The sequence below is a fragment of the Pseudomonas sp. GW821-FHT09E12 genome (assembly GCF_059416085.1).
Map to the genome: position 1 here is coordinate 206,649 of NZ_JBWKOM010000004.1, position 20,124 is coordinate 226,772.

At 63.5% G+C, this 20,124-nt stretch carries 18 protein-coding genes and 1 pseudogene; 11 read left to right on the forward strand and 8 right to left on the reverse strand.

Annotated features, from left to right (window positions below):
- Positions 1–172 precede the first annotated feature (172 nt).
- From AC07PQ_RS12870 to AC07PQ_RS12905, 8 genes and pseudogenes are all read left to right on the forward strand, one after another.
- On the forward strand, positions 173–1,336 hold the full coding sequence (locus AC07PQ_RS12870; protein WP_493185639.1) for a colicin E3/pyocin S6 family cytotoxin: 1,164 nt from the start codon (positions 173–175) through the stop codon (positions 1,334–1,336).
- Positions 1,333–1,563, forward strand: a complete 231-nt coding sequence (locus AC07PQ_RS12875; protein WP_087089602.1) for a DUF7683 domain-containing protein — start codon at positions 1,333–1,335, stop codon at positions 1,561–1,563. Before AC07PQ_RS12870 ends, AC07PQ_RS12875 begins: the two co-directional genes overlap by 4 nt.
- A 14-nt stretch (positions 1,564–1,577) precedes the next feature.
- Positions 1,578–1,754, forward strand: a pseudogene (locus AC07PQ_RS12880) (bacteriocin immunity protein); the annotation flags it as partial.
- A gap of 164 nt (positions 1,755–1,918) precedes the next feature.
- Positions 1,919–3,094 (forward strand): tetratricopeptide repeat protein, encoded by a 1,176-nt coding sequence (locus tag AC07PQ_RS12885; RefSeq protein WP_007931735.1) that lies wholly within the window; start codon positions 1,919–1,921, stop codon positions 3,092–3,094.
- 69 nt (positions 3,095–3,163) lie between these two features.
- Positions 3,164–4,288 carry a polysaccharide deacetylase family protein gene (locus AC07PQ_RS12890; protein ID WP_493185640.1) on the forward strand — a complete coding sequence of 375 codons (1,125 nt, stop codon included), beginning with the start codon at positions 3,164–3,166 and terminating at the stop codon, positions 4,286–4,288.
- A gap of 210 nt (positions 4,289–4,498) precedes the next feature.
- Positions 4,499–6,433: a RecQ family ATP-dependent DNA helicase gene (locus AC07PQ_RS12895; RefSeq protein WP_493185641.1), complete on the forward strand. Its 1,935-nt coding sequence runs from the start codon at positions 4,499–4,501 to the stop codon at positions 6,431–6,433.
- Between the two features lie 112 nt (positions 6,434–6,545).
- Positions 6,546–7,778 carry a 3-hydroxyacyl-CoA dehydrogenase gene (locus AC07PQ_RS12900; protein ID WP_493185642.1) on the forward strand — a complete coding sequence of 411 codons (1,233 nt, stop codon included), beginning with the start codon at positions 6,546–6,548 and terminating at the stop codon, positions 7,776–7,778.
- Positions 7,779–7,845: 67 nt separating this feature from the next.
- On the forward strand, positions 7,846–8,277 hold the full coding sequence (locus AC07PQ_RS12905) for an acyl-CoA thioesterase (RefSeq protein ID WP_493185643.1): 432 nt from the start codon (positions 7,846–7,848) through the stop codon (positions 8,275–8,277).
- Positions 8,278–8,401: 124 nt separating this feature from the next.
- Here the strand turns inward: AC07PQ_RS12905 and AC07PQ_RS12910 are convergent, their stop codons facing one another.
- The 4 genes from AC07PQ_RS12910 to AC07PQ_RS12925 all read right to left on the reverse strand — a co-directional run bounded on the left by AC07PQ_RS12910 (position 8,402) and on the right by AC07PQ_RS12925 (position 13,397).
- Positions 8,402–8,884 (reverse strand): glycine zipper domain-containing protein, encoded by a 483-nt coding sequence (locus tag AC07PQ_RS12910; protein WP_007931726.1) that lies wholly within the window; start codon positions 8,882–8,884, stop codon positions 8,402–8,404.
- A 346-nt stretch (positions 8,885–9,230) separates the two neighbouring features.
- Positions 9,231–11,579: an FdhF/YdeP family oxidoreductase gene (locus AC07PQ_RS12915; protein ID WP_493185644.1), complete on the reverse strand. Its 2,349-nt coding sequence runs from the start codon at positions 11,577–11,579 to the stop codon at positions 9,231–9,233.
- On the reverse strand, positions 11,576–12,415 hold the full coding sequence (gene fdhD / locus AC07PQ_RS12920) for a formate dehydrogenase accessory sulfurtransferase FdhD (protein ID WP_007931723.1): 840 nt from the start codon (positions 12,413–12,415) through the stop codon (positions 11,576–11,578). Before fdhD ends, AC07PQ_RS12915 begins: the two co-directional genes overlap by 4 nt.
- A gap of 94 nt (positions 12,416–12,509) precedes the next feature.
- Positions 12,510–13,397, reverse strand: coding sequence for a LysR family transcriptional regulator (locus tag AC07PQ_RS12925; RefSeq protein ID WP_007931721.1), 888 nt, complete (start codon positions 13,395–13,397; stop codon positions 12,510–12,512).
- Positions 13,398–13,537: 140 nt separating this feature from the next.
- Between AC07PQ_RS12925 and lysM the strand changes: the two genes are divergently transcribed.
- Positions 13,538–13,978, forward strand: coding sequence for a peptidoglycan-binding protein LysM (lysM, locus tag AC07PQ_RS12930; protein ID WP_007931719.1), 441 nt, complete (start codon positions 13,538–13,540; stop codon positions 13,976–13,978).
- Between the two features lie 119 nt (positions 13,979–14,097).
- On the opposite strand, the gene yrfG is transcribed toward lysM, so the two are convergent.
- Positions 14,098–14,760 (reverse strand): GMP/IMP nucleotidase, encoded by a 663-nt coding sequence (gene yrfG / locus AC07PQ_RS12935; protein ID WP_493185645.1) that lies wholly within the window; start codon positions 14,758–14,760, stop codon positions 14,098–14,100.
- An 89-nt stretch (positions 14,761–14,849) separates the two neighbouring features.
- On the opposite strand from yrfG, the gene nudE reads away from it, so the two are divergent.
- Entirely contained in the window at positions 14,850–15,416 is a 567-nt protein-coding gene (gene nudE / locus AC07PQ_RS12940; protein ID WP_007931715.1) for an ADP compounds hydrolase NudE, read from the forward strand.
- A gap of 11 nt (positions 15,417–15,427) precedes the next feature.
- Positions 15,428–16,255 carry a 3'(2'),5'-bisphosphate nucleotidase CysQ gene (cysQ, locus tag AC07PQ_RS12945; RefSeq protein ID WP_101336520.1) on the forward strand — a complete coding sequence of 276 codons (828 nt, stop codon included), beginning with the start codon at positions 15,428–15,430 and terminating at the stop codon, positions 16,253–16,255.
- Between the two features lie 152 nt (positions 16,256–16,407).
- Here the strand turns inward: cysQ and AC07PQ_RS12950 are convergent, their stop codons facing one another.
- From AC07PQ_RS12950 to AC07PQ_RS12960, 3 genes are read right to left on the reverse strand one after another with little or no spacing between them, the layout of a single operon-like run.
- The gene (locus tag AC07PQ_RS12950; protein WP_007931705.1) at positions 16,408–16,863 is read right to left on the reverse strand and encodes a YiiD C-terminal domain-containing protein; all 456 of its coding nucleotides are present in this window, start codon (positions 16,861–16,863) and stop codon (positions 16,408–16,410) included.
- Positions 16,864–16,913: 50 nt separating this feature from the next.
- Positions 16,914–18,317 (reverse strand): sigma-54-dependent transcriptional regulator, encoded by a 1,404-nt coding sequence (locus AC07PQ_RS12955; protein WP_087089617.1) that lies wholly within the window; start codon positions 18,315–18,317, stop codon positions 16,914–16,916.
- A complete protein-coding gene (locus AC07PQ_RS12960) occupies positions 18,314–20,122 on the reverse strand; it encodes a sensor histidine kinase (RefSeq protein WP_007931700.1) in 1,809 nt (602 codons plus the stop codon). The genes AC07PQ_RS12955 and AC07PQ_RS12960 overlap by 4 nt, the downstream gene beginning before the upstream one ends.
- Positions 20,123–20,124: the final 2 nt, after the last annotated feature.

Here is a 20,124-nt window from a genome sequence, read left to right on the forward strand (position 1 = left end):
AAATCCTTGTGTCCTGTCGTAGACCGTTTAGGGCCAATCGCAGGGCATGAACGAAAAAGAAAAGTCGCTCGACCAGCTCGGATTTGCCTGACAGCCAAGGTCCCCTCGCACTGGTTAACGTGAGATCCCCCGGTTGAAGGCCGGGGTTTCCCAGGCGACCGAGCAAAGGACTATGGCCCGCAACAAGGATGTGCCCCAGGTATGGCAGCACTACGACGCTGACGGCGGTGGTTATCGTCGCCTGCGCGATATGACTGCGAGCGAATTGGCCGAGCGTGATGAGGCGCAGCAGGGTTACGAGCAGATGCTCGCTCGTCAGCAGGCCTATGAAGAGCGGCTGCCGACCACACAGGTGGAATCGCAACCAACGCCCGTCGGTTGCGTATTTGCCAAGTCTTGCAAGCTGCCGAACGCAATCATCGACTACGTCACCCCGACGGGCTTCATACCCACTGATTCGGTGGCGAATTACGGCGCGTTGACGCTGTTGGGTGGCCGTGAGGTCGAGGCGGGTGGGCGCGTACCCCTCAAGCGCATCAGCGGCGCGCTGCCAGCCAATCTCGGTGCCTTGACCCTGGGTGGTGTCTCCGTGGGTTCTGGTACCACCGGCAGTGGCTTGGGACTGGTGGCCTTGCTCGCTCCATCGAGCCTGGGCGACGGCGCGCTGTACAGCGAAGAGCAACTGCGCAACCTCAAGCAGGCCCGCACCCGCTTGCGCCTGCGGGTCGAACAGCAGGCCGATGGCAGCCTCAAGGGCTACGGTTTCAACACCCAGGGGCGCCGCGAGTGGGAAATGATTCCGGTGGCTGAATTTGAGGTTCGTGATGAGCAGCAAGTGGCCGACCTGGGCGATGGCATCACCCTTATCTGGACTCCAGCGGTGGATCCCTCGAGCACCGCAGGGATACCACCGCTGGAAGCGGCGCCACAGACACCACCGATCTGGGTTTTCCCGCCGACGGAAGCGGCGGAACGGATCATCGTCAGCCCGATTTATCCGCCGGAGTATCGGGATTTTATTCTGGTGTTTCCGCCGGGGTCTGGAGTTCAGCCGCTGTACATTGTGCTGAGCACACCGGTATCAGGATATGTTCCTGCACCGAGCGCCTTGCCTGGCTTTCCTGATGCTATTAGGGCAAAGCGGAAAACGTCTGTCCAAGGAGGTGGTGGGCGGCGTAAGCGATGGAAAACGGCAAAAGGACTCATTTTAGAATGGGACTCTCAACATGGTGCAGTTGAAATGTATGACAAGCACGGCCGCCATCTTGGCGAATTTGATCCGCTTACTGGTGAACAAACTAAAGCAGCTGATAAAGCAAGGAGCGTAGAACCATGAAGTTTCTCGTTGAGGCTTTTGACAAGAAAACCGAGATGTTGGTTTTTGACGTAGAACTGCCGGCCGACTGTGACGAGCGGGTGAAAGAGATCATGGGCTGGACAGTGGACCCTCAAGGTTGGGAAGGCTATGACCTGAGTGCAGCGCAGCTGGTGGAGTTTGAAAAGATCACGGAGAAGAAATTTGATCTCTGCGCATACGATTTCCAACTGACAGCTAATGGCTGAGTATTTTCGGGGGCACTGAAAAAGAAGTGGATGCGCTTGTACTCCATTTCCAAAAGTTGAGCGAATACCCAGCAGGCTCCGATCTGATTTTCTACCCAGAGGACGGTGCCGATGACTCGTCCGAAGGCATCACACGGATAGTGAAGGAGTGGCGAGCGGCTAATGGTTTGCCCGGTTTCAAATCTGTCTGAAAAGGTTTTGCCATCCCGGCCCCTCAGCAAACTTCAGGGATTCCCACAGCCCCCATCTTTCCCAATGGATTAGCAAGCAAATCCCGAAAAAACTGTGTATCGTGCGCGCGAAATCTGCCGGGTACCTTTGGGTGCCGACTTCATACACTTAAAGGGAATTAGGTATGCGATTGTTTCGCGTGACTTCGATTTTTTCGTTGTGGGCATTGGCGTTTTCGGTGACGGCGCAGCAGCTGCCGGTCGAGGTGCTGAGTGCGGTGGTCAAGGACCAGAAGATCGCCGACGCCGAAGTGCTGGTGCAGCGCAATGGCGCGCAGAGCGTGGTTGGTCGTACCAATGCTCAAGGCCAGGTGACCCTGACCACCGACTTCGCCGATGACCCCAGCAACCTGCTGATCATCAAGAAACCCGGCTATTCCAACCTGGTGGTCAAGTGCCCGTGCAGCGGCATGACCTATGCCATCAGCCCGGTGATGCAGAACCTCGACGGTCTGCGCGTGGTGCTGACCTGGGGCGCGAACCCCAGCGATCTCGACTCGCACATGATCTTCCCGGGCAACAACATCTACTTCCGCAACCAGCAAGGTGATGACGCCCACCTGGACGTCGACGATGTCGACAGCTACGGCCCGGAAACCATCACCCTGGAAAAGAAACACTACGGCGAAAGCTATGTGTACGCGGTGCATGACTACAGCAACCAGAGCCGCCCGGCGTCCCGCCAGCTCTCTGCCAGCCAGGCCAAGGTGTTCGTGTACATGGGCCAGTCGCTGGTGCGCACTTACTACGTGCCGCAGGACCGCAGCGGTAACCTGTGGACCGTGTTCCGCATGACCGGCAATGGCGACTTCCAGGACATCAACACCCTCAGCGGCGTGACCGTCGACGCGCAGGACGTGCTGAACGAAGTATCGCCGCTGCTCGACGACAAAGTGGAAGTGGCCGCTGTCGCCGTCAGCAGCAGCGCGCAAGCCGATGCGAAAACCCTGAACCGCAAGGGCGAAGAGGCTTACCACGCCGGTAACCTGCAGCAAGCCATCGACTTCTACCGTCAGGCCATCGAGCTGAACAACGGCTACGGTCAGGCCTACAGCAACCTCGGCCTGGCCTATCAGAAAGCCGGCAACACTGCTGAGTCGATCTGGGCCAACCGCAAGGCCATCGCCCTGGCCAGCGGCAACTCGGCGGCCACCGTGCGCGCCAGTTCCTACTACAACATCGCGCGGATCTACGAAGCGGCCGGTCAGTTCGCCGATGCCCTGCGTCACTATCAGTTGGCCAAGCAGCAGAAGGCCAACCCGGTGTACGACAAAGCCATCGAGCGTGTGCAAAACCGTTGATTCACGGGTGTTGATCTGACCCCCATAACGCGCCGTCCCACGGCGCGTTATGCATTTATGGAGGTTGTTATGCGGGTTCTGGTTGTTGCTTTGATGTTGTCCCTGTGGACGGCCGTTGCCCAGGCTGCCGGCCCGATGGTGTTCGCCACTATCGACCGCAGCACCTGGCCGGGTTCGCTGGCCACGCAAGCGGGTTTCGATACCGCCTCGCGTGCGGAAATCCTGATGTTCGGCAAGGCCCTGCTGGCCAGCGAGGCGCTGGACGATGTCAGCCTCAAGCAGCGCCTGGGCGTCAAGGCGCTGGACCATCATTCGGTCGAGCAAGTGCGCGATCGTTTCTGGATACGCCTGCTCAGCAGTTACCACAGCGCCAGCCAGGACTGTGAAGGTGCCGCCTTCTGCCCGCCGGTGCGTAACCTGGATGACTTGCGGCAACTGGCCCAGGGCTTCACCGGGACGATCAGCCCGGCCTATGACGCCTGGGCCCAGGCAAGCCGGCAGTTTCATGAGCAGTATCTGAACGAACAGCTGCGCCTGGCGGCCTTGTTTCCGAAGATCAGCAGTGAGATCGAGCGTTTCGATAGCACCGAGCTGATGGGCGACGAATTGGCGGACCGGCAGTTTCTGCTGACCTTCGACGACGGCCCGACAGCCGTGGGCGGTCACACCGATACGCTGGCCAACGTGCTGCGGGCCAACGACCTGCATGGATTGTTCTTCGTCCTGGGCGAACCGTTCCAGGCGCGTCTGCGCAAGTCGTCGCCGGCGCAGATGCGCGAGTTGTACAGCGGCCAGTGCGTTGCCCTGCATGGCTGGGCGCACAAGTCCCATAGCGCCTGGAGCGAATGGCAGCAGTCCATCACCCGTTCCGCGACCCTGGTGCGCGGCACCTTGCCGGATGACTACCAGCCGCTGTTCCGTCCGCCTTATGGCCAGCGTTCGAGTGACAGCCCGGCGTTCTTCAAGGCCCAGGGCATCAAGGTGATGCTCTGGGGCGTCGACTCCCAGGACTGGAGCAAGAGCATCAGCGCCAGCACGGCGAGCCAGCGGGTGCAGACGCTGATGCTGCTGTGGCGCCGGGGGATCATTCTGTTCCACGATATTCACAACAAGGCGCCTGCCGCAGTGCCGGCGCTGATCGCCGCGAACAAGAGCAATGGCGTGAAGTGGGTGGATTGCCGCGCGACGCGCTAAGAGCACGATTTTCATCGCGAGCCATCGCGCATCGACCGGTGCCCGATGGCTTGCGATACACCCTGAAAAACTCCGCGTCATCCCCAGCCGAACGCCGCTCTCCGTTCCCCCTGTATCATCCCGTATCCTTTTCCTCCCGACCTTTTCTCGACCCGCTGACTGGCCGCGCTAGGCTTCAAGGCACGTCAGCGGTCAAAGGAGTGACAGCTCATGCACAACACCCTCGAACAGGTCTTCGGTTATCCACAGTTCCGTCCCGGCCAGGAGGCGGCGGTCAGTGCGGTGCTGACCGGGCGCTCGGCGGCGGCGATCTTTCCCACGGGCTCCGGCAAGTCGCTGTGCTACCAGCTGCCGGCCTTGCTGCTGCCGCACCTGACCCTGGTAGTCTCGCCGTTGCTGGCGCTGATGCAGGATCAGCTGGCGTTCCTGCAACGGCACGGCATCGCCGCGGCGAGCATCGATTCGGCGCAGAGCCGCGATGACGCCAACGAGGTCATGGCGCGGGCGCGCTCCGGTGAGTTGAAGATCCTGATGATCTCGGTGGAGCGCCTGAAGAACGAGCGTTTTCGCAACTTCCTGCAGCAGGTGCGGATCTCCCTGCTGGTGGTGGACGAGGCGCACTGCATCTCCGAATGGGGCCATAACTTTCGCCCCGACTACCTCAAGCTGCCGGACTACCAGCGCCAGTTCAACATTCCCCAGGCACTGCTGTTGACCGCTACCGCCACGCCCAAGGTGATCGCCGACATGCAGGCGAAATTCGCCATCGCCGGGCAGGATGTGGTGACCACCGGTTTCTACCGGCCCAACCTCAACCTGCTGGTGGAGCCAGTGCGCGGCCAGGACAAGCGCCGGCGCCTGGTGCAGTGGATGGGCGAGCGTCCCGGGCAGCCGAGCATTGTCTATGTCACCTTGCAGAAAACCGCCGAGCACATCGCCGAGCATCTGAGTCGCAACGGTATCCAGGCCCAGGCTTATCACGCCGGCCTGCCCCATGAGCAGCGCGAAGCCATCCAGCGGCAGTTCATGGCGGGCCAGTCCAATTGCATCGTCGCCACCATCGCTTTCGGCATGGGCATCGACAAGAGCGACATCCGCAATGTGGTGCATTTCGACCTGCCCAAATCCATCGAGAACTACAGCCAGGAAATCGGCCGCGCAGGGCGTGATGGCCAGCCTTCGGACTGCCTGGTGCTGGCCAACCGCGACAGCCTCAACGTGCTGGAAAACTTCGTCTACGGCGACACGCCGGAGCTGGAAGGCATTCGTTGTGTGCTGGACGAGCTGCAAAATGCAGCACCCGACGGGCAATGGGAGTTCCTGCTGGGGCCGCTGGCGGACCAGAGTAATATCCGCCAGCTGCCGCTCAAGACCTTGCTGGTGCAGCTGGAACTGCGCGGCCTGATCGCGCCGCGTTACGCCTACTTCGCCGAATACCGCTTCAAGTTCCTTGAGGAACCCCAGGCGCTGCTGGCGCGTTTTGAAGGTGAGCGCCGGGACTTCGTGGCGGCGATCATCGAGACCTCCAGCCGTGCCCGGACCTGGGCCACGGTGAATTTCGACGCGCTGTATCAGCAGCATCAGGCCGAGCGTAACCGGGTGGTGAAGGCCCTGGACTACTTCCAGGAAAAGGGCTGGGTCGAGCTGGAAAGCAAGCAGATGACCGAGGTCTACAACCTGCTGGAGACGGGCTTCGATGCCGCGACCCTGAGCCAGCAACTGCATGCCTACTTCAAACAGCACGAAAGCAGCGAGATCGCGCGGATCCACGCGATGCTCGCACTGTTCGCCACCGAGCAGTGCCTGGGGTATCGCCTGGCGCAGTATTTCGGCGACGACCAGGCACCGCAGCGGTGCGGGCATTGCTCGGTATGCCATGGCCAGGTGGCCCGCCTGCCGGAGCCGCCAGCCTTGCCCGCGCTTGTGGATAAAAACTTCGAAGCGCTGTGTGGCGAATTTATCCACAGGCACCACCAATATGGCGGCACGGTTCCAGGGGCGGAACGGCTGACGCGTTTCCTCTGTGGGATCAGCGTGCCGCTGTTCACCAAACTCAAGGCGCGGTCGATCCCGGGTTTCGCGGTGCTCGAGGATTATCCCTACGCCGAAGTGCGCGATTGGGCCGAACATCATCTCCAGGATTGATACCTGCCCGATCCATCTGCTGAATGCCGCTCATCACAGGAATAAATTTCAAAAATGTCCTGGGCCTGATTATTGTGGTTTGCGTCTTTGAGCCACCTACAGGGGAGCCACTATGAGCCAGATCGATATTCAGCGCGCCGCGGTGATCGGTGCCGGGACCATGGGCCGCGGGATCGTGATGTGCCTGGCCAATGCCGGGGTCGCGGTGCGGTGGGTGGACAACAATCCGCAGATGCTCGAACAGGCGCTGACAGCGGTGACCGAGACTTATGCACACAACGTGCGTCAGGGGCGGATCGATCAGGCAGAGGCCGATGCGCGCCGGGCCCGGATAAGCGCGGCGGCGGATTATCCGGCGATCCGCGATATGGACCGGGTGATCGAGGCAATCTACGAGAACCTCGAGCTGAAGCAGCAAATCTTCCGCGAACTCGATGGCCTGCTCCAGCCGCGGGCGATCCTCGCCAGCAATACCTCGGCGCTGGATATCGACGCCATCGCCGCAGTCACCCGGCGCCCAAGACAGGTGCTGGGCCTGCACTTCTTCAGCCCGGCCCACATCATGAAGCTGCTGGAAATCGTCCGGGGCGCCGCGACTGCGCCGCAGGTGCTCGAGGCCGCGCTGGCGCTGGGCGAGCGCATGGGCAAGGTCAGTGTGGTGTCTGGCAACTGCCCTGGATTCATCGGCAACCGCATGTTGCGCACCTATGTGCTGGAGGCGCGCAAGATGTTGCTGGAAGGGGCTTTCCCTTATCAGGTGGATGCCGCATTGCAGGGCTTCGGTTTTGCCATGGGCCCGTTCCGCATGTACGACGTGGTCGGCATCGACCTGGAATGGCGTGCCCGGCAACTGGCCGGCAAAGGCCAGGAGGCGCACGAAGTGCAGGTGGATAATCGCCTGTGCGAGGCGGGTCGTTTTGGCCAGAAGAGTGGCAAGGGTTATTACCAGTACGAGCCCGGCAGTCGTCAGGCTGAGCACGATGTACAGGTCGATGCCCTGGTTCAGGAGGTCAGCGAAGGCCTGGGCTACCGCCGTCGCGATATCGGTCCCGAGGAAATCCTCGAGCGCTGCCTGCTGGCGCTGGTCAACGAAGGCGCGAAGATTCTCGAGGAAGGCATTGCCGGCTCGGCGCACGACATCGACCTGGTGTACCTCAACGGTTATGGCTTTGCGGCGGACAAGGGCGGGCCGATGAGCTGGGCGGACCAGCAGGGGCTGGTGTCCATCCAGCAAGGGCTGCTGCGGCTGCAAGCCGAGTCGGGCGCGCACTGGAAGCCGGCGCGGTTGATTGACGAGCTGGTGCAGGCTGGCAAAGGGTTTGCCGATCATCGGGCCATCGGTTGAAATAGGCGTCGCCTGATCGACCACACCATGGTTGCTTTCCAGACACCTTGCCTCCGAGAACCCGCCAATGACCGACCGCATGCCGCAACGCACCGACTACCCCCACTTCCAGCCCATCATCACGCGCTGGCACGACAACGATGTGTACGGTCATGTGAATAACGTCACCTACTACAGCTTCTTCGACACGGCGGTGAGCACCTACCTGATCGAGGAGGGCGGCCTGGATATCCATGACGGCGAGGTGGTGGGCTTCGTGGTGAGTTCGGCCTGCGATTACTTTGCCTCGATCGCTTTCCCCGAGCGCATTGAGATCGGCCTGCGCGTCGGCAAGCTGGGCAACAGTTCGGTGCAGTACGAGCTGGCGGTGTTCAAGGCGGGGGAAACCGATGCCTGCGCGGCGGGGCGCTTCGTGCATGTGTTCGTCGATCGGGCATCGAATCAGCCGGTAGGGATTCCCGCCGGGCTGCGTGGAGCGCTGGAACGCTTGCTGGTGTAAGCACAAAAAAGACCGCAGCTCGGGCGGCTCCTTGGGGTTCATCCCGGGGGTGATGAACCCTGTCTGACAGGAGCTGCCGTCAGGCTGCGGTCTTTGTGTCAGCGGGTTGCGACCGTTTCAGGTCTTAGTCGCGCCAGTGACGTTTGTGCTTGCGATGCCCGTAGGCATGGCCACGACCCGGATGGCCGTCGCGGTAGTAGCGACGGTCGTCGTAGTCGCGATCGCGGTAACGGCGATCGTCACGATCGCTGGAGTTGCCCATATGGTTACCCAGTGCGCCACCCACACCACCGCCCGCGGCTGCGCCGATCAGGCTGCCAGTGGTGCCCCCCACACTGCGACCGACCACGTTACCGCCGGCTGCGCCCAGCGCACCACCGATAGCGGCTTCGCCACGGCTGCGTCTGTCGGCACCCACGGCACTGCCGCCCGCGCCGCCCAGTGCGGCACCGATGGTGGAACCGGTGTTGCCACCAATCGACTGACCGACGACCGAGCCTAGAACCCCGCCCAATGCGCCGCCCACACCTGCTTCTGTGGTGCCGCCGGCAGAGGCGACGCCGCTGACCAGGCCAAGGGACAACAAGAGAATCGAGGAGAACTTCATAGAGGAGCCTCAAAGGGATGACGGCGCGATCCTGAGGCTGTGTTGAGGCGCTTACAATCGAAATCCGACGAATAGCACGAGTTGTACACAATCTCGTAACTTATTGTTTTTAGTAGGGAACTTATCCTATTTTTGCGAGTCTGTAGCTACTTGGAAAAGGCCGCTTCTGGATGGAAGCGGCCTTTTTTGTGCCTGCGATTTCGCCGCCGCTGGAACCTCCTGACTGTAGCCGCTGCCGCAGGCTGCGATCGGCTCCGTAGGAGACGTTGCTCTTGAGGGCCCTGGAAGGCGCTGCGCGCCTTATCGCAGCGTGCGGCAGCGGCTACAGGGCCAGCGATTTCGTCGATCAGGCCGACCGGGCCATGATCAAGCCGCTGTTGCTGGCCGCTTCCAGGCGGATCGCGACGAACTTCGAGGTCGGGGTGTAGCTGCCGTCCCCGATACTTTCCAGCGGCACCAGCGGGTTCACCTCTGGGTAATAGGCCGCGGCCTGCCCAGCCGGAATATCGAAGGCCAGCAGGGTGAAACCCTTGACCCGACGCTCGCGGCCGTCATCCCACAACGACACGATGTCGGCTTTCTGCCCCGGCTTGAAGCCCAAGCGGATGATGTCGGCTTCGTTGACGAACAGCACGTCGCGCTGGCCCTTCACGCCACGGTAGCGATCGTCCAGGCCATAGATGGTGGTGTTGTACTGATCGTGGGAACGCATTGACTGCATGATCAGGTCCGGCAACTGCCCGGTGGCGCGGGTGCGTTCGTGCACCAGATCCTTGGGCAGCAGGTTCGGGCGGAAATTGGCGCGGCCCGATGGAGTGTTCCAGCGCCGCGCGCCGGCCGAGTTGCCGAGGTAGAAGCCACCAGGGTTTTTTACCCGCTGGTTGAAGTCCTTGAAGCCGGGAATGGTGTCGGCGATCAGGTCGCGGATACGGCTGTAATCGGCCACCAGCCAGTTCCAGTCCACCGGATGGCTGCCCAGGGTAGCGGCGGCGATGCCGGCGAGGATCGATGGCTCCGAACGCATCTGTGGCGACAGCGGCTGTAACTGGCCGTTGGACGCGTGAACCATGCTGAAGGAGTCTTCCACGGTCACCGCTTGCGCGCCTTCGCTCTGCAGGTCGATGTCGGTACGGCCCAGGCACGGCAGGATCAGTGCTTCCTTGCCATGGGCCAGGTGGCTGCGGTTGAGCTTGGTGCTGATCTGCACGGTCAGGTCGCAGTTGCGCAGGGCCTGGAAGGTCCGCGGGCTGTCCGGGGTGGCTTGGGCGAAGTTGCCGCCCAGGCCGATGAAGACTGTCGAACGGCCTTCGAGCATGGCGTGGATCGCCTCGACCACGTTATGGCCGTTCTCGCGTGGCACCTTGAACTGGAAGCGCCGCTCCAGGGCGTCGAGGAAGGCCACTGGCGGCTGTTCGTTGATGCCCATGGTGCGGTCGCCCTGCACGTTGCTGTGGCCGCGCACCGGGCACAGGCCGGCGCCCGGACGGCCGATATTGCCGCGCAGCAGCATCAGGTTGGCGATTTCCTGGATGGTCGGCACCGAGTGGCGATGCTGGGTGATGCCCATGGCCCAGCACATGATCACATTCTTGCCCTTGGCGTACATGCGCGCCGCACGCTCGATCTCCACCAGGGTCAGGCCGGACTGTTCGACGATGTCGTCCCATGGGGTGTCGTCGATGACGCCCAGGTAATCCAGTACGGCGGCGGTGTGTTCGTTGAGGAAGTCGTGATCGAACACCGCCGGCGCGCCAGTCTTCTGGGCGTCGCGTTCCCATTGCAGGAGGAACTTGGCCATGCCGCGGACCACCGCCATGTCGCCGCCCAGGGCCGGGCGGAAGTAGGCGGTGTTGGTCGGCTTGTTGCCGTTGGTGAGCATTTCGATCGGGTGCTGCGGATGCTGGAAGCGTTCCAGGCCGCGTTCTTTCAGCGGGTTGATGCACACCACCTGGGCCCCGCGTTTCACTGCTTCGCGCAGCGGCTCGAGCATCCGTGGGTGGTTGGTGCCGGGGTTCTGGCCCCAGACGAAAATCGCATCGGCATGCTCGAAGTCGTCGAAGGTCACGGTGCCTTTGCCGACGCCGACGCTTTGCGCCAGGGCCACGCCGCTGGCTTCGTGGCACATGTTCGAGCAGTCGGGGAAGTTGTTGGTGCCATAGGCGCGCACGAACAGCTGGTACAGGTACGCCGCTTCATTGCTGGCGCGGCCCGAAGTATAGAACTCGGCCATGTCCGGGTTGGGCAGTGCTCGCAGGTGCTTGCCGATCAGGGCGAAGGCCGCTTCCCAACTGATGGGCTTGTAGCGGTCGGTTTCGGCGTCGTAGCTCAGGGGCTCGGTCAGGCGGCCCTGGTATTCGAGCCAGTAGTCGCTCTGCTCCAGCAGCGAGCTGACGCTGTGCTTGGCGAAGAACTTGCCATCCACGCGGCGTTTGGTGGCCTCCCAGTTCACCGCCTTGGCGCCGTTCTCGCAGAACTTGACCATGCCGCTTTCCGGCGAGTCGCCCCACGCGCAGCCCGGGCAGTCGAAACCGCCGTTCTGGTTGGTCTTGAGCATCATGCGCAGGTTTTTCAGGGCGTTGTCACTTGTCAGCCAGGCCTGGGCGACGCTGATGAGCGCGCCCCAGCCGCCGGCCGGGCCCTTGTAGGGCTTGTAGCGCGGGGTGGGTGTCTGGTCGGCTTGGTGATGACTGGTCACGCTTGTTTCTCCATCGCAGGGCTATAGACCCTTGGCGCACTTTTTTGCGGCAGGTGAATGAGGTTGAGGTTGTGCCGGCGTGCCCATTGCAGGGCCAGGCCGGTGGGGGCCGACAGACTGACCAGGGTCTGGATGCCGGCACGCAGGACTTTCTGGATCAGTTCCAGGCTGCAACGGCTGGTGACGATGGCCACGCCGCCGGCAGTGGCTATGTTCTGGCGGATCAACGCGCCAATCAGCTTGTCCAGGGCGTTGTGCCGGCCGATATCTTCACGGCCCAGCAGCAGCTCGCCCTGGGCGTTCATGAACACCGCCGCATGCACCGCGCCGGAGTGCTGGCCCAGGGGCTGGAAGGCGCTGATGCGCTGGCGCAGGCCATCGAGCCATTGGGCGGGCGGCAATGGCGCGCCGGGCAGCACCTTGAGGTCCGGCAGGGCCTGTTCCACGGCTTCCACGCCGCACAGGCCGCAACCGCTGGTGCCGGCCAGTTGTCGGCGTTGCTGCTTGAGGTTCCAGAAGGCGCGGCTGGAGATCTGCACCTGGGCGTACTGGGCCGAACCGCTACCGCTCAGTTGCAGGTCGTAGATGTCCGAGGCGTCGCCGATGATGCCGCTGCCGAGGCTGAAGCCGACGATGAAGTCTTCCAGGTCGCTGGGGGTGACCAGCATCACGGCCTGGCTGATGCCGTTATAGGCGATCGCCAGCGCGACTTCCTCGGCGAGCGCGGTGCTGGCCGATTCCGTGTGGTCGAGGTTGCTGTAGCGGTAGTTCTGACTAGCGGCGGGCGCGGGCGTTTTCGCAGTGGGCGTCGCGCAAGCCGGGCGCTGGGGTTTCATGGGGCATCACCGGCGGAATATCCAGCCCTAAGACTAAGCGCGTCAAAGTGTCGCGTCTAATTGCTAGTACTGATGTGCCGATAGATGCCGTCGATCAAGACTCGCTCGGTGATTTCTGCTGCAGGGCGAAGCACGCCTCGGCCAGGGCCGAGCGCGGTGCGCTGCGGCGCATGATCAGGCCCAGGTGCGCCAGGGTGTTGGCGTCTGCTATGGGCTGCAGGCGCAGGTGCTCGGTGAGGGCTTCCAGGCCGCCGTCCAGCGGCATGATCGCGCAGCACAGGCCGCCATGTACGGCTTGCAGCAATTGATGCACGGCATCGGTCTGCAGCAGCGGTTGTGGGGTGAGGCCGCGACTGTGGAAGTTATGGTCGATGGACTGGCGAAAATGCATGCCGCTGGTCAGCATGCCCAGCGGCAGTTCGATCACGGCCTCCCAACTCAGGGGCTGCTCGCCGAAGCTGAAGAAGCGTTGGTCGTAGAGCAGGCCCATGCGGGTTTCGCCCAGGGCCAGGGATTCGAAGCGTTCGCTGTCCAGGCGCTCAAGATAGGAAACGCCGATATCCAGGCGATTGCTCGCCAGCTGTTCGAGGATCTGCTCGGAACTGAGCGCCGACAACTCGAAGCGCACATTCGGGTGCGCCTGGTGCAGGCGCTGCATCAGTGGCAGCGGGTCGAAACTCGACAGCGGTACCACCCCCAGGCGCAGGGTGCCGACCAGATTGCCGCGACAGGCGGCCGCCTCGGCCTGCAACCCGTCGTAGGCGGCCAGCACGCTGCGGGCCCAGGCCAGCACCCGTTCCCCCGGAGCGGTGAACCCCTCGAAACGCTGGCCGCGGTTGACCAGCGGCAGCTCGAGTTCTTCCTCGAGGTTGCGCAGGCGCATGGACAGGGTCGGCTGGGTGATGTGGCAGCGCGCGGCGGCCTGGCCGAAGTGGCGGGTTTCGTCGAGAGCGATGAGGAATTTCAGCTGCTTGATGTCCATCTTCGCTTCCTGGGCGCGGGGGGGGAGGCGATTCTAGCGTGCTTGCCGTGCACAGCGTCATCGGTCGATTTTGAACCTCGTCTCTCAAGGCTGGTCTAGTCTTTCGCGTCTGGACCCATAAAACCCAAGGAGTGTGCACCATGAGTATTTTTAGCTTTGTGAAAGAAGCGGGCGAAAAGCTTATCGATTTGTTGACGCCGGGTAACGCCAATGCGAGCGAACAGCTGAAGGATCACATCGCCAAGGTCGGCCTGGGTAACCCCAACGTCCAGGCTACCGTGGAAGGCGACAAGGTCATCGTGACCGGTGAAGTGGCCAGCCAGGAAGAGAAGGAAAAGATTCTGCTGGCCGTGGGCAACATCGAAGGCGTCGGCAGCGTCGACGACCAGATCACCGTCACCGGTCCTGTGGCGGCTGCCGCGCGTTTCGTCACCGTGAAAAAAGGCGACACCCTCAGCGCCATTTCCAAGGCCGTGTACGGCGACGCCAACAAGTACAACAAGATCTTCGAGGCCAACAAGCCGCTGCTGTCGCACCCGGACAAGATCTATCCGGGCCAGGTACTGCGCATCCCCGAGTAATGCTCGGTCTGTAGCCGCTGCCGAAGGCTGCGATAAGGTCCGAAGGACCTTTGGCGATCAACATCGCTACGACCCTTTCACGGTCGATCGCAGCCTGGGGCAGCGGCTACAGGATTGCTCTACAACCCTTCGATCAATGCTCGATAATCCCCCACCGCGGCAAACTCCGCCGTGTCCTTCGGCCCTTTGCGGCTGTCCGGTTCACTCACCGCCAATAGATGAGCCACACCGAAATTCCGCGCGCTGCGCAGGATCGGCAGGGTGTCGTCGATAAACAGGCTGCGTGCCGGATCGAAGCCGATATCCGCTTGCAACGCATCCCAGAACTGCGGGTTCTCCTTGGCGAAGCCGTAATCGTGGGAACTGATCAAACGTTCGAAATAGGGCGCCAGCTCGACTTTTTCCAACTTCAATGACAACGAATCACGGTGCGCATTGGTGATCAGCACCACGCGTTTGCCAGCCTGCTTGATCGCCGCGAGAAAGGTGTCGGCGTCCGGGCGCAGGGCGATCAGGTGGGCGGTCTCCAGCTTCAGTTCGCGCACCGGCAGTTTCAGTTCGGCGCTCCAGAAGTCCAGGCAATACCACTGCAACTGTCCGGCGTTATGCTCGAACAGCGGCTGCAATTCCATTTCCGCCATGGCGCGGCTGACGCCATGCAGCTCGGCATAGCGCTGGGGCAGGTGCTCCATCCAGAAGTGGTTGTCGTAGTGCAGGTCCAGCAAGGTACCGTCCATATCCAGCAGAACGGTATCGATGTCGCGCCAGGGCAGTGAAGGCATGGAAAACGTCTCGAACGGTAGAAAGATATCCGACACAAACAATCGGGAAAGCCGCGTTATAGTAGCGCGTTCACGCCAAGGAGCCTTTTATGCGCCAGAAACCCACCGTACTCGCCCGCGAGATCGTCGCCACCAGCCGTCTGTTTTGCGTCGAAGCGGTGCAGTTGCGCTTTTCCAACGGTGTGGAGCGCACCTACGAGCGCCTGGTGGGCAAGGGCGCGGGCTATGGCGCGGTGATGATTGTGGCGATGCTCGATGCCGATCACGCGGTGCTGGTCGAGGAATATTGCGGCGGCACCGACGCCTACGAGCTGTCGCTGCCCAAGGGCCTGATCGAGCCTGGCGAGGATGTGCTGGCCGCCGCCGAGCGTGAGCTCAAGGAGGAGGCCGGTTTTGGCGCGCGGCAACTGGAACACCTGACCGAGCTGTCGTTGTCCCCCGGCTACATGAGCCAGAAGATCCAGGTGGTGCTGGCCACCGACCTCTACGAAGAGCGGCTGGAGGGCGACGAGCCCGAGCCGATGCGCGTGGACAAGATCAACCTGCGCGAGCTGTCGAGCCTGGCGCAGAACCCGCAATTCACCGAGGGCCGCGCCCTGGCCGCGCTGTATCTGGCCCGCGACCTGCTGACCCAGCGCGGCGCCTTCCAAGCATGAGTGAACCATCGATGAATTTTCCCCATCCGTTGCTGGCGCCGGTGATCGACCTGGCCTTGCAGGCGGGCGAGGCGATCCTGCCGTTCTGGCGCGCCAACGTCGCCGTCACCAGCAAGGCCGACGAGTCGCCGGTGACCGCCGCCGACCTGGCGGCCCACCACCTGATCGTGCAAGGCCTGACCGCGCTGGACCCGAGCATCCCGGTGCTCTCCGAAGAAGACGCCGACATTCCCCAGGACGTGCGCGCCGGCTGGCAGCGCTGGTGGCTGGTGGACCCGTTGGACGGCACCAAGGAATTCATCTCCGGCAGCGAAGAGTTCACCGTCAATATCGCCCTGATCGAAGACGGGCGGGTGGTGTTCGGCGTGGTGTCGATGCCGACCAGTGGTCGCTGCTATTTCGGCGGCGCCGGCCTTGGGGCCTGGCGCGCGGACAAGGGCCAGGCGCCGGTGGCGATCCAGGTGCGTGACAGCCTGACGGCGGGCGAAGCCTTCACCGTGGTCGCCAGCCGTCGGCATACCAGCCCCGAGCAGGAGCGTCTGCTGGCCGGGTTGAGTGCGACCCTGGGCGAGTTGCAACTGGCGAACATCGGCAGCTCGTTGAAGTTCTGCCTGTTGGCCGAAGGCGCGGCGGATTGTTATCCGCGACTGGCGCCGACCTCGCAGTGGGACACCGCGGCGGCCCAAGGCGTGCTGGAGGGCGCCGGAGGCGAGGTGCTGGATCTGAGTGGCGCGCCGTTCTGCTACCCGGCGCGGGAGTCGCTGCTCAATGGCTTCTTCCTGGCGCTGCCGGCCAAGGCCGCATGGCGTGGGCGCTTGCTGGAGCTGGCGCGTGGCTGATCCTTGTAGCTGCTGGCTTAGCCAATGATCGGGCTGGGCGGTACTCCGTCGAAGCGGCCGTGGATCGACTGGCGATATTCCGTCTGACACACCGCGCTGGCCGTTTACGACTGCTGCGCAGCCGATCGCAGGCTGCGCCAGCGGCTACAGGTTCATCGGTGCAACACGTACTGCCCGGTGAAGCGCACCGCATCTTCATCGCTGCCGGCATTCACCACCCGGGTGTGCAAGATCAGCCGCGCGCGGCCGTAGCGCTCATACATGGTCACGAACCTGTGCCACACCTCTTCGCTCGGCGCGGCGCAGATGGCCGTGGCGTCGCTGGTCACCGGTAGCGGGTAATTGATCTGCCCTTCCTGAATCACGATGTGCCCGTCGTCGATCCCCGCTTCTTTCAGCCGCAGGTGCAGCCAGCCCCAGCCGGCCAGCACCGCGCCGCAATACAGGCTGCCGCCGAACATGGTGCTCTTGTGATTGACGTTGGCTTCCAGCGGCAGTTGCAGGCGCAGCTCATGCGCGTGCCAGTCGAGCACTTTCAGGCCCATGTCCCGCGTCAGAGGAATGTCGTGATGGAGGATGGATTCCAGGTGACGACTGTCGCGGTTCATGCAGGGCCTCGGTGGTGAAATGGTGCATTAACAAGATTAGTCGGCATCGCTCACTCGATATCGTCGCCGCCCGAACTAGCGCCGCTGTCGCCGAAGCTCAGGCCGTGTTTGCGCAGTTTGTCATGCAGGGTCTTGCGCGGAATACCCAGGGCTTCGGCGAGGCTGCGCAGGGAGTTGTGGGAGCGGGCCAGCTCGGCGGCGATCAGGCTCTTTTCGAAGTTCTCCACCTGTTCGCTCAGGCCGCCCTCGACCACCGTCGGCGCCGGCTGCGAGGAGCCGCCATCCGCCGCGCTGTTGTCCAGGGCCAGTTCCAGGCCGAGGGCGAAGCGTTCGGCGGCGTTCTGCAGTTCGCGCACATTGCCCGGCCAACTGTGGCGCAGCAGCAGGGCGCGCTGCCCAGGTTGCAGTTCGTGGGGCGGCAGGCCGTGGCGGGCGCTGGCCTCGTCGGCGAAATGCTGGAACAGCAGCAGGGCGTCTTCGCCACGCTCGCGCAACGGTGGAATACGCAGCGGCGCGACATTCAGGCGGTAATACAGGTCGGCGCGGAAACGCCCCTGGTCGGCCGCCTGGCGCAGGTCTTCCTTGGTCGCGGCGATGATGCGGATGTCCAGCGGGATCAGTTGATTGCCGCCCAGGCGTTCCACCACACGTTCCTGCAGCATGCGCAGCAGCTTGACCTGCACGTCCAGGCTCATGCTTTCGATTTCATCGAGGAACAGCGTGCCGCCGTTGGCGAATTCGAACTTGCCGATGCGGCGTTTCTGCGCGCCGGTAAAGGCCCCCGGCTCGTGGCCGAACAGTTCGCTTTCCACCACCGATTCGGCCAGGGCGCCGGCGTTGATCGCCACGAACGGGCCGTTGCGCCGGCTCGACAGGTCGTGCAGCGCCCGCGCCACCACTTCCTTGCCGGCGCCGGTCTCGCCGAGGATCAGCACGTCGGCCTTGGTCGCCGCCAGGGCGCCGATCTGTTCACGCAGACGCAGGATCGGCGCCGACAGCCCGACCAGCCGCGCGCTGAGCTCCTGGCGATCGCTCAGGGCCAGGCGCAGGCTGCGGTTGTCCAGCACCAGGCGGCGCAGGGCCAGGGCGCGGCGCACGCTGTCGAGCAGGGCATCGCTGGCGAAGGGTTTCTCCAGGAAGTCATAGGCCCCGGCGCGCATTGCCTGCACCGCCAGCGGCACATCGCCGTGGCCGGTGATCAGCAGCACCGGCAGCTCAGGGTCCTGGCCGTGCAGTTCGCCGAGCAGTTCGAGGCCGTCCATGCCCGGCATGCGGATGTCGCTGACCACCACCCCCGGCCAGTCGCGCTCCAGGCGCGCGGCCAGGCCCTGGGCTTCGCCCAGCGGCAGGATCTTCAGCCCGGCCAGGTCCAGGGTCTGGCTCAGGGCCTGGCGCAGGTGCGGATCGTCGTCGATCAACACCACCTGCACGTCACTGGTGATCGGTGTACTCATACGCTGCGGTCCTCGGACGGTTGCAGGCTCACTCCCGGCGCGCCGGCGCGCAGCCGCAGGGTAATCAGGGCGCCGCCTTCGCGGTGGTTGGAGAACGACAGTTCACCGCCGAAGGCGCGCATCAGGGTGTCGCAGATCGCCAGGCCCAGGCCAAGGCCCTGGGTACGGGTCTTGGTGGTGTAGAAAGGCTCGCCGGCGCGGCCCAGGGCCTCCATGCAGAAGCCCGGGCCGTTGTCGCGAATGTACAGATTGACGCCCGTGGCGGTGGATTCGGCACTCAGCCAGAGTTTGCGCGGCGGGCCTTTTTCGGTCAGCGCGTCCAGGGCGTTGGCCAGCAGGTTGCCGAGCACCTGGCGCAGCCGCGTTTCCCCGGCCTCGACCCACAGGGTGGCCGCCGGCAGGTCGCGGATCAGCTCCACTTCCATCGCCCGTCGACGCTTGGCCAGCAGCGCCAGGGCGTCGTCCAGCGCCGGTTGCAGGGCGACGCTTTCCGGCGCGTGGCGGTCGCGGCGGGCAAAGGCGCGCAGGTGGGCGATGATCGAGGCCATGCGCCCGGTCAGTTCGCTGATCAGCTTGAGGTTGCCGCGGGCGTCCTCGGTGCGCTGGTGGTCCAGCAGCACCTCGGCGTTTTCCGCGTAGCTGCGGATCGCCGCCAGCGGCTGGTTGAGCTCATGGCTGATGCTCGCCGACATGGTGCCCAGGGCCGAGAGCTTGCCGGCCTGCACCAGATCGTCCTGGGCGCGCACCAGCTCCTGCTGGGCGTGTTCGCGCTCGAGTACTTCCTGCTTGAGGCGACGGTTCAGGCCTTCCAGGTCGCTGGTGCGTTCGGCCACGCGCATTTCCAGCTCGCGCCGGGCCTTGGCTTCGAAGGCGATGCGTTCCAGGTAGTGGCGACGGCGCTGCATCATCAAGCCGAGCAGCAGCATCAAGACCAGCAGCGTGGCGCCGCCCACCGCCACCACGGTGCGCACCGGGCGATCGATCAGGGTACGCGGGGCGAGGATGCTCACGCTCCAGCCGGTTTCGTCGATCTGCCGGGTCTGGGTCAGCCAGGCATTGGAGTCGAGGTTCAACGGCCGTGGATCGCGGGTCGGGTAGGGCTGGATGGCGACGATGGCCTGGCTTTCGTCTTCAGTCAGCGGGCGGGTCGAGCGGAAACGCCATTCCGCGCGCGAAGTGAGGATCACCACGCCATTGTGATCGGTGACCACCAGTTGCTCGGGGGTCTTGCCCCAGAGGCTTTCGGTGTGGTCCAGGTCGACCTTGACCACCAGCACACCGATGATTTTCTCGCCGTTGCGCACGGCGGCGGCGAAGAAATAACCGCGCTTGGCCGAGGTGGTGCCCAGGCCGAAGAAACGCCCCAGGCGCCCGGCCATGGCTTCACTGAAATAGGGGCGGAAGGAGAAGTTGCGGCCGACGAAACTGTCGTGCTTGTCCCAGTTGGACGCCGCCAGGGTGTTGCCGGAGGTGTCCATCAGGTACATCACTTCGGCCCCGGTCTGGGCGCTGATGTTTTTCAGCAGGCGGTTGGCGTTGCCCTGGGTCACACCATCGTCCGGCGCACCGAGGACCGCACGCAACGCCGGCAGCTCGCCGAGAATCTGCGGCAGCACCTCATAGCGGTGCAGGGTGCCCAGCAGGTTGGCGACGTAGAGGTCGAGGGTCTGGCGGTTCTGGCCCGCCAGTTCGCTGCGGTAATAACGCTCGGCCAGGTGCTCCAGCGGCCACAGCAGCGGCGCCAGGCACAGGGCCAGCAAAGCCAGGCTACGCCAGCGGGGGCGTCGGGGAAGGGGTGGAGTCATGG